This window comes from Niallia sp., from assembly GCF_031978665.1.
Taxonomy (GTDB): Bacteria; Bacillota; Bacilli; order Bacillales; family Cytobacillaceae; genus Niallia.
The window spans coordinates 1-10,031 of the sequence record NZ_DALZDK010000067.1 but is presented as its reverse complement, the minus strand read 5'-3'; the positions used below and the strand labels follow the sequence as shown (position 1 = coordinate 10,031).

The 10,031-nt window shown below is 36.4% G+C and carries 8 protein-coding genes; 5 read left to right on the top strand and 3 right to left on the bottom strand.

Annotation, left to right across the window (positions count from 1 at the left end):
* Both RTL21_RS22780 and RTL21_RS22775 read right to left on the bottom strand, forming a co-directional pair.
* The coding region (locus RTL21_RS22780) for a metallophosphoesterase (RefSeq protein WP_312099418.1) at nt 1–1,128 on the bottom strand (1,128 nt) is incomplete at its 3' end.
* Nucleotides 1,041–5,726, bottom strand: a complete 4,686-nt coding sequence (locus RTL21_RS22775; protein ID WP_312099416.1) for a lamin tail domain-containing protein — start codon at nt 5,724–5,726, stop codon at nt 1,041–1,043. The genes RTL21_RS22780 and RTL21_RS22775, both read right to left, overlap by 88 nt.
* 383 nt (nt 5,727–6,109) lie before the next feature.
* On the opposite strand from RTL21_RS22775, the gene RTL21_RS22770 reads away from it, so the two are divergent.
* From RTL21_RS22770 to RTL21_RS22760, 3 genes are all read left to right on the top strand, one after another.
* On the top strand, nt 6,110–6,364 hold the full coding sequence (locus RTL21_RS22770; RefSeq protein WP_312099414.1) for a hypothetical protein: 255 nt from the start codon (nt 6,110–6,112) through the stop codon (nt 6,362–6,364).
* 222 nt (nt 6,365–6,586) lie between these two features.
* On the top strand, nt 6,587–6,922 hold the full coding sequence (locus tag RTL21_RS22765) for a PadR family transcriptional regulator (protein ID WP_312099412.1): 336 nt from the start codon (nt 6,587–6,589) through the stop codon (nt 6,920–6,922).
* A complete protein-coding gene (locus RTL21_RS22760; protein ID WP_312099410.1) occupies nt 6,915–7,886 on the top strand; it encodes a permease prefix domain 1-containing protein in 972 nt (323 codons plus the stop codon). The genes RTL21_RS22765 and RTL21_RS22760 overlap by 8 nt, the downstream gene beginning before the upstream one ends.
* Nucleotides 7,887–7,941: 55 nt before the next feature.
* Here RTL21_RS22760 and RTL21_RS22755 read toward each other — a convergent pair whose 3' ends face one another.
* Complete coding sequence (locus RTL21_RS22755; RefSeq protein ID WP_312099408.1) at nt 7,942–8,337, bottom strand: VOC family protein; 396 nt, start codon at nt 8,335–8,337, stop codon at nt 7,942–7,944.
* A 198-nt stretch (nt 8,338–8,535) separates the two neighbouring features.
* Between RTL21_RS22755 and RTL21_RS22750 the strand changes: the two genes are divergently transcribed.
* Together RTL21_RS22750 and RTL21_RS22745 are read left to right on the top strand one after the other, a co-directional pair.
* Nucleotides 8,536–9,414, top strand: a complete 879-nt coding sequence (locus RTL21_RS22750; protein WP_312099407.1) for a VanW family protein — start codon at nt 8,536–8,538, stop codon at nt 9,412–9,414.
* Between the two features lie 90 nt (nt 9,415–9,504).
* A complete protein-coding gene (locus RTL21_RS22745; RefSeq protein WP_312099405.1) occupies nt 9,505–9,897 on the top strand; it encodes a nuclear transport factor 2 family protein in 393 nt (130 codons plus the stop codon).
* The last annotated feature ends 134 nt before the right edge of the window (nt 9,898–10,031 follow it).

The window sequence follows — 10,031 nt, the reverse complement described above, 5'->3', positions numbered from 1 at the left end:
TCCATCATTCCCATCTGAATCCGGCGGTGTTGGTTCTTCACTTCCACCGTCTCCATCACCTGGTTCTGTTGGTACTACTGGTGCTGGCTTGCCTTTTGTAAAAGACCAGATATCAGAAATAGATATTCCAGTATACTTGTCAGCAGCTACTACATACCAATCGTATGCTTGTCCTTCTTCAAGTTCCTTCCAAACTACTTCAGAAATATCACCGCTTGCTACGTTTTCTTGCTGGCCGATTTCTTCACTCGTATAAACATTGACCGCAAAGTAATCAGTGGCAACTCGTTTTTCTTGAACGGTTAAATCCAGATCAATTACCAATTCGTCCTTCAATGGATATTCTTCTGGATTATAGAAATTATAATCATCTAAATACGGTGAGTACGTATTAACAAGAATACGATTATTTTTTTGATCAAAATGAAGCAGCTTCATGTAGCCCTGTCCGCCTTCTGGTCCACCTTGGTAGTCTCCAAGCATTTGATAGACTTTTCTATCGGCTATCCCATCTTGATCATCATCAATATCGCTGATTAATGTCTCTGAATCATGATAATGACCTGATAATACTAGGAATACATTTTCATTTTTCTCTACTACTTTTTGAAAAATTTCTTCTCCGATTGGACTTCTGTTTCCAGAAACTAATAGATATTCATGGAAATTGAGAATGGCTTTTCGATCAGGATATTGTTTTAACACATTGTTAATCCATTCCATATCCTCATCATTTACTCCCCAACCCATATATATCATGATGAAATCATTTCCACCTGCAGAAATCAAGTCATAATGACCGCGATTATTTTTATACGATTCTCCATAATGGGCTTGGTCTTTATAACGAGCCTCTCCAAACCATTTTGAAAACTCGGAGTAGTCATTGGATAATTGATCTACATCATGATTTCCTGCTAGTACCCCGTACGGAATCTTGTAGTCTTCTAATGTACGCATATATTCATCCGCATAAATCCATTGCTGTTGATCATCAAACTCGTCCACAACATCACCTGTATGCAAGACGTATTTGATTTTTAACTCTTCTTGTTTTTCAGCAATCCATTCTGTTTGGCGTTTATAAATATATGGATAGCTTTCTGCATAGTATTGAGTATCAGACATCCATACAAACGTAAATCATAATCATCTGAAGAGCTTGGAATTTCGTCTTGAATTAACACATTAATTTTATTAGACTCATCTGCAAACTCACTTACATGTACCTCTGCCTTTAAGGCGAAATCTTCTGCACCAGCAATTTTATACGTCAGTAGCTTCCATTTATTCTCTAACAAACTCCACGCATACATGGAAACCTTTCTTCCTTCTAATGATTTCCCATTCCACACTAATTCCACTCGGTCCTCTTCCTCAATGGAAGAATCAAGCTCTACTTCAAAGCGATGATAAGGAAATTGGGTACTAGAATCAGTTGTTAAGTACTTTCCATCTAAGGTAGAAATCGCTGAAGCATCCTCAGCAGTTAATGTTTTTTCTCCAGCCGGTACAAGCTCAACTGGCGGCTCTGTATCACTTGCGTTTTCAAATGATTTTACATTGCCATCTGTTGCTTCATATTTGTAGCCTTTATAATAACGAACATCCATCGAATCCCCGGTTGGATCAGTTACCTTTACCTTTAATGCAGGATCCCCATCTACTGGTGTAGCTGCATTATTAGCTGGCGCTATTAATTCTGGCTTATTTGGATTTTCATTTGTAACAGAGAATGGGATAACAGACTCCGCTTGATTACCAGCCTTATCTACTGCAACTATCTTTAATTCATGGGCACCTGGAGCAAGCTCAGAGGAAGCAGTATCAAAAGGAACACTTATTTTTTCATTATCTAAGGTTACTTCTAATGACTCGACTCCTGCTAACGCATCTACTGCACTGGCTTCAATCGTAAAGGCCCCTTTATATTCCTTTTCTGATTCCATATTGGTCTTAATGACCGGCGCCGTATTATCTACTTGTACAGAAGCCGTTACTTCCTCTTCTCTATCCTTTGCTTTAATACTGTACGCTCCATCTGAAACAGTCGTTGTATCCCAGACATACGCTTTCGCTTTCATTTGTTCTTCGGTTATTGTAAAAGTAAAGTCTTCGAATGGACGATAGGTTCCATCATCCCCCATATCAAATACTTGAGAAGCATTCGCCTTTTGCGGATCTCTAATAACTGTGCCATCCGCTAAAATTAATCGTACATTTCTTATATTATAATCATCTCTATTTTCTTCACTTTCTTCTAATTGAAATGGGGATGCCTTATTCCCTGAACGAACAGTGATGATATTTTCCCCAATGGACAATTTTTTTGGATCAATTGGAATCGTAAAGGTTTTCCAATCTGAATTATTATCCTGATCCAATAAGTGAATAATGTCTTCTCCCATCGCAATCGCATTTTTGAAATACATATTTAATCCGCTAATATCCACTGCAAGATAGGCTTGCGATTCCAAGGAACGATAGGTATCCTTCGCTACTCTTTTTCCATCAATAAAAAGTTCTACATCATTTGCGGCTTCTGACTTCGATGCAGCTTTTAAAAGGACACTTCCAGATAGAATATCATTATCCTGAACATTTAAATAAATAGGTTCTTTGTTTAAATCATTATGAATGTTGATGACATATTTTTCAGAAGTTACTTCATTTTGTCCATCTGTTGCAACAAAATAATATTCGATGCTTTCTTTTGCAATAAAATTCGCTGCATACAAAGTTGCTGCATAATACTCTATATCACTCGGATCTACCGTTAATAATACCTTTTCATAGTCCGTTTGATCATTAGTACGATAATAAAGCACAACTGATTTAATCCCCTTATCATCCGTTGCTTTTGCACGAATCGTTAAATCGTCCATTTGATGGATTTCTTGAACATTCGTAGCATTCGTTAATGTTGGAGCAAACAGATCCTCTTCTACATGAACAGGCTGATTTGGTACTTGTGTCGGCTCTACCAAACCTGGCGTTCCTAGTTTGGTTTTTGAACTAATTTTTACCGACTGTGTCGAACCATCCTCAGGGAATTTATAAAGAATCCCCATATTCATTGCCGAATCTAATTGTGTCGCCTCATCATTATAATAAGCGACATTTATCTCTTCTTTTGTATTCGTAGCAATCACTAATCCACGCATGCTGCCATTTGCCATTCCATCACTTTTAATGCGGACAATCTCCTTATTTTCAATGAGATTTGTTCCGTAATTGGCATTAAAATCAGCAACCGTTTTTTCGCCATTTTGTCCATTAATAATCCAGAATACTAGTGTCTTTTGCGGTTCGATTAGGACATCATCTGGAATTGATGGCCAAACAACATCGGTTGCAGGGTCGGCATTATAGCGATATTGCATTTTATAATCCGCAAAGTTTATCGCCTTATCGGTATTATTGTAGATTTCAATATACTCATATCCATCAGCTGTTCCAACATTTGCACTATCAGGTACTACCTCTGTAACGAGTAATTTAGGAAGCTGGGAAAAATCAATGTCTGTTTCTTCCACTGAAATAGTATATTCTTCTGTTTGGCTTTCGTTGATTCCATCACTAGCAACAAGATAATAAGTGATTTCCCCATCTATATCAGCTGCTGGAATCGTTGTTGAATAGTTCCCTTGTGGATCCTTATTCATCGCTATTGATTTAAAGCTCTCGTCTGCCGATTTTTTATAAAATAAGGTGACAATTGGATTCGCTACCTCGTTATCAGTTATCATTGCTTCAACTGTAACTGCTGTGAATGCTTTTGCTGTTTTAATTGGCTCATGAGAAATAACCGGCGGCTCCGTATCTTTTGGCACGTCAGGTAATTCCACTTCTTTTGTGGGAACTTGATCTGCTTCCACGATTCCAGGATTTGGATTAGCTAAAACTTTGTACTTCTCCATCTCTGTTCCTTCTTTAGGAAATTGATAATGAATCACTTTGCCCTCATTGTCATTTTCCGAACCTAAATAACTAGCTGAAATCATGGCATTTCCTTGGGAGTCCTTTATTTCAAGGGCCCGATTTCCACCATTAGCAAATCCAGGGAAGACTTTATCAGTAAAGATTACTACTTCCTTGCTTGTAAGGCTTGTCCCATATTCCTTATTAAAATCTTCTAATGTCTTATCCCCATTATTAAACCAAAATACTAATTTTTCTTTCGATTTAATCTCCGTAGCTGGCAATTGGAATAAGATTGGCTCTCTTGAATTGTCTGTATAGACATAGGAAAAAGAATAGGTTGCTAGATTTAAGGTTTGATTCGAATTATTATATAGCTCAAAGTACTCAAAATAATCTGTTCCTCCTCCAATCGAGTTAGGAGAAAGTTCTGTGATTAAAAGTGGACGATCACTATATGTATCCTGTGCTGGTTCTGGCTCTTCTTCTTTTTCTAATTCAATTGTATAAGTTGATGTTTTGGTTATATGGATACCATCGGTTGCTTCCAAATAGTATGCAATTCTAGCTTGTACTTCTTCTTTTGGAAGGCTCGCTGTGAATTTTTGTGGATTCACTGAATCTTGTTTCATCTCTATCGATTTAAATGCTGTGTCTGGTTCGACTTGATAATAGAATGTAGCAGTTGGGTTTTTTCGATCATCTGCTATCATAGCTTCGATTGAAATAGTCTCTCCTGCTTTTGTTGTTGTTTTAGCTTCGTGCGTAATAACAGGAGCTTCTGTATCTTCTGTTTTCGCACTTACCTGCAGCGGCTCAACTGGTACTTGTCCATCTCCTAATATGCCTGGTGATGAGGAAGCTTTAACTTGCTGCTTTTCCATTTCTGTACCTTCCGTTGGAAAAGCATACTGCACATCTAAGCCTGTATTATCTGTTTCACCTGGTAAATATTTCGCAGATACTACTTCTTGACCATCGAGATTTTTGATAATTATTCCTCGATTCCCCCCATTTGCAAAACCAGGAAAATCTCCTTTAAAGGAAATAACTTGTTGTTCAGTTAAAGACGTGCTGAAGTGGTTGTTGAAATCCTCTAGTAAAAGATTATTCGCATTAAACCAAAGGATAATCGATTCTTGCGGTGCGATCGTTGCTGCTGGAATAGACATTATTTTATCTGGCGTACTACTACCTATATAATGGTAATAAAAATAATAGCTATTTAAATCAATCGATTGATTAGTATTATTATATAGTTCGATAAATTCAAAGTTGTCCGTTCCTTTCGAATCAGGAGCTAACTCTGTAATAAGTAGGGGTGGTAGCTTTGTATAATCAACAGTTTCTTGTTGATTTTCCTCTTGCTGTTCTTTAGTTTCGATTGGCTCTTCTTGAGGTGTTTCTGTTTTTTCATCTGTCTTTTCATTTGCTTGAGACTGATTTTCTTCTTTTGTTGCTGGTTCTTCTTCTTGTTCAGAAGGTGTTACTGGTTCATCTTTTTGTTCAGAAATTGTGGGTAGCTCTTCTTGTTCAGAAGGTTCAGATGGCTGTCCTTCTAAACTAGTATGTCCCTCTTGCTTTTCCTCTTCATTCGTTACTGCTTTTTCTTGTTCGGCTGTTGTTTCAGGTACTTCTAAAGTAACTTCCTCTTCCGTTTGCTCTTTCTCCTCTTCCTTCTCTCCAGTTGGTTCTGCTGCATAAGTCGTTAGACCTGGCAATGCTGGAAAATAAGTAGAAAAGAAAAATACCCCCATAACAAAGATGACAAAAGCCCTCTTTGCTATCCTCTTTTTTAATGACACAAGACCATTCCTCCCTTAAGCTGATTATCATACTCACTAGAATCATAGAGTTCTTCTTTTAAGGAACATTTAAGCCAATATTAATAAACATGAAGTTTTGTTAATTATGTGTAAAGGAAAGACATAGTAAGGAACCGTCCGAAAGCACTGAAGAAGGATAGTTATCCAATTCCAATTAGAATCTAGGCCATGGAAAGGGAAAAATGTTGGTTTATAGATGCGTCCATCGGCTTTCCACTACATCTTACTTGACTCCTATCTGGAGAAAAGTTATGTTTTATATTGTATTTTCCAATTCATGAAAGTTAAGTGTTGGAACAACATTCGGTAAGATAATCATGTGGTTAAGTGTCTATCTTTGATTAGCAGGAAGGATGTCTGAAGTGAATAAACCATATACAAATGTAGACTTTAAGAGGTTTCTAAAGGAAAAAGAACTTAAAAATGTGAAATTAAAAGATCTAGAAGAAATTATTGAAAAAGAAGGATTAGAAGTTTTGGAGCTTGCTTCGTTTAATGAAATCTACCATATTGTCTCCGCAAGAGAATCAAACGACACACTGAAAAATTTGACTTGGGTAATAGGAGCTTTGGCGTTGATTACAACAGTAAGTGCCATTGTGGGCATCTTCAGTTAATGAAGATGCTTTTTTGTTTTTTGTAATTACCAAATAATTTATTTTCCTAACAAGATTTTTTAAAGAAAACAGCCTTTTTGAAGAAAAATGTACAATGGCTAGTCCTAGAATTAGCTAAAAATTTTTTAACATTTTACTTCACCTGTCGTAGTATATATGGTAAAGTATAATTACTACGACAGACATAGTACGATAAGTGCAGTATTAGAAAGGAGTGATTTTTTGATAAGCAGTGATGTCATACGAGGATATAATGACACCATCATTCTTTTTTTATTATTGGAAAAGGATTCTTATGGTTATGAAATCTCCAAAGATATAAGAACACTAACAAATGAAAAATACATTATTAAAGAAACGACCCTTTACTCAGCCTTTAGCCGATTAATTAAGAATAACTATATTAACTCCTATTACAAAGAAGGCGAATATGGAAAAAGAAGGACTTACTACACCATTACTGCAGAAGGAAGAAAGTATTATCAGGAAAAATGCCAAGAATGGGCAGTTACACAGGAAGTTATTAACCGATTTATTAAGGAGGCGTATAATGAATAGCATAATCAATTATTTGGACAATGTCTTTGCCAACTTGCCGAAAACATCCGAAATGGAAAAGCTGAAACAGGAAATGCTTTCAAGTATGGAGGATAAATATTACGAATTAAAGGCAGCAGGAAAAACCGAAAATGAAGCAATTGGTATTGTGATATCTGAATTTGGTAATATTGATGAACTTTTAAGTGAGTTGGACATTCCATTAAATGAAGAAAAATCACCAGAACGTCAACTCTCAGAAGAAGAAGTAAATCGTTTTTTTCAACAAACCTCAAAAGCAATGAATTGGATTGGGATTGGCGTGATGCTTTGCATACTTGGATCTTCCTTCTTAGTTCTCTTCATAGAGTTATATGATAATGGTTTTCTAAACGGAATAACAGAAAATACAGCTACATTAATCGGTGTAGCTCAATTACTACTATTTGTTGCCATTGCCGTTAGTTTATTCATCTATAGTGGGCAACTATTAGAGAAATATAAATTCATCGAAAAAAAGGGAAACTTTACGATTCCAACGTATTTGCTCAAAAAAATCGAGATGGCAAAAGAAGCTTATCAGCCAATCTTTTTTCGTTCCATTATTATTGGTGTTTCCCTATGCATTTTATCACCAATTTCTTTATTAGTAACGATTGCAATCAATGAACAGGCAGTTACCTATGGTGTTTGTGTTCTCTTACTGTTTATTGCCATAGCTACTTATGTATTTATTGTGAGTGGCGGGAAAATGGGTGCTTACACAAAATTGTTAAAGGAAGAATCGTATTCTATAGAAAAGAAACACGAGGATAAAGTAATTGGCGCCTTCGCAGCAATCATCTGGCCACTTGCCACTGCCATTTTCTTATTCACTGGATTTGTATATGGAAACTGGCATATAAACTGGATCATCTTCCCAATATCAGGTCTACTCATGGCCATGTTTAGCGGAGCCTATGCCATTTTGAAGAAAGAACAATAAAAAGAAACAGAGGAATGGTTCTAGTGAAGTCATAAGAACCGTTCCTTTCTGCCCATTATTTTGCGTTTTCATCTGGTTGATGAATACCAAATATATTTCCTTCCGTATCTTTGTAGTAACCTTGCCATGCCATTCCAGGAAGTGCATGCTTGGGCAGGGCGACTGTTCCTCCATTTTGAAGAATTTTCGCTTCAACAGAATCATAGTCTTCCACCCCCATTGTACAAGCATACCCATTCACAGCTTGGGTGTTTTCTAGGAGAGGAACTGGACGTTTGATTAAAGCTCCATTAATTCCCATCTCATTTTCATCGCCAGTCACAGCCCCAAAATAAGGCATCCCAGCATAGTCGCTCCAATCTTCAAATTTCCAATCAAAAGCCTCTCCATAAAACTTTTTAGCACGTTCCATGTCATCCACATGAATTTCGAAATGAATTGGTCTTCCCATGCCAACCTCCTAATTATTTATTTTTAAAATCCTCTGACATACTTCTATTAAAAACGTGGAATTCCTTCTCCATTATTGTAAATATTATCTCTATTTATACATGACAAAAAAGGGACAACCTTTTTACAAATAAATACATTAAATTTGAGAACAAACACATATTAAGGATAACGGAGATTATTACGGAGGTTTTTTCAGATGAATTCCCATTTATTACTCGGGCTCATTTTATTGTTTCAAGCAGTGATTACTCCAAGTAATTTTTTTAATATGTTCAAAAGTGAACCAACAAACCAAAATGTGGACGAACAAGACTTTTTGTGGAAATCACCTAGTTTACCTGTCATAGATACAGAAGAATTTAATAAAGTAATGGATGCATTAGATAATGAAGTTTATATCGAACCAAAGGATGCTATGATTAATAAATATGGGAGTATCGTTCCTGAGCAAGTTGGATATCGTTTACATCGTCTTAAATTTATCAGTCAAATGTATGCTCATTATTTCAATGATACTACCAGTAAGGAGGAAATCCCCTTACAAGTAATTTATCCTAAAGTTGATAGTGAACTATTAGATAGTATTCGCAGAAAAAAAATCGGCAGATATATCACATCCTTTAACAGTAATAACAAAGAACGAACCATGAATATTTCGCTAGCTACAGAGGCAATTAATAATAGCGTTATTTTTCCAAAGGAACAATTTTCGTTTAATCAATTTGTAGGAAAGAGAACGGTAGAAAAGGGATATTTACAAGCTCCTGTCATCATTCACGGAAAATTTTCAGAAGATATTGGTGGTGGAATTTGTCAAGTATCCTCTACCCTATTTAACGCAGTAGACAACGCTGGATTAAAGATTATTCAACGGTATTCACACAGTCGAAAGATTCCATATGTCCCTCCTAAACGAGATGCTACCGTCAGTTGGGATGGACCTGATTTTGTTTTCGAAAATAACTATGAAAGACCAGTCCTCATACAAGCAAAAATGCTAGGAAATCATTTACTCATTGAATTATATTCAGCTGACACTATTTCTTATCAGCCTAGAAATGTTCCATATTTTTAAGGTAGAAAGATGAATTCCCTTTTGAATTGACATAGTGGTAATTCATGCCTTAAACTTCTAGTCATTCTTAGAATGAAAGGATGTTATTGAATGGATCAGCAGTATAAAACAGCTCAATCCCAAAAGGAAAAAGCAATTTCATTTCTAAAGCTTGTAGCGTCGGCAAAAATTCGCGAAGCCTTTCAAAACTACATAGGTCCCGACTTTCGCCACCATAATCCCTTCTTTAGTGGAGATGCGGATTCCTTAATGATCGCAATGGAAGAAAATGCAGTACAAAGTCCTAATAAGAATTTAGAAGTCAAACTAGCTATTCAAGAGAATGATAAAGTAGCAATTTATTCCCATATCCAGCAGCACCCAGATGATCTAGGAGGGGCAGTAATGCATATCTTCCGCTTCCAAAATGAACAGATCGTTGAATTGTGGGACATCGGTCAGCCTGTACCAGAAAATTCACCAAATAAGAATGGAATGTTCTGAAGGCACAGAAAGGGACGGTTCGTTTGAGGTCAATGACCACAAACGAACCGTCCCTTTCATTCCTCTTACAAGTATTCTTTTTCAATTTTCAAGCTGCTGCGAACAGTGTTGATTGGTCGCACTAGCTTTTCTAT

Coding starts and splice junctions, on each gene's coding strand:
- RTL21_RS22755 (WP_312099408.1), bottom strand. CDS start 8,337: ATGGGAAGACCAATTCATTTCGAAATTCATGTGGATGACATGGAACGT.
- RTL21_RS22760 (WP_312099410.1), top strand. CDS start 6,915: ATGAATAGCATAATCAATTATTTGGACAATGTCTTTGCCAACTTGCCG.
- RTL21_RS22745 (WP_312099405.1), top strand. CDS start 9,505: ATGGATCAGCAGTATAAAACAGCTCAATCCCAAAAGGAAAAAGCAATT.
- RTL21_RS22750 (WP_312099407.1), top strand. CDS start 8,536: ATGAATTCCCATTTATTACTCGGGCTCATTTTATTGTTTCAAGCAGTG.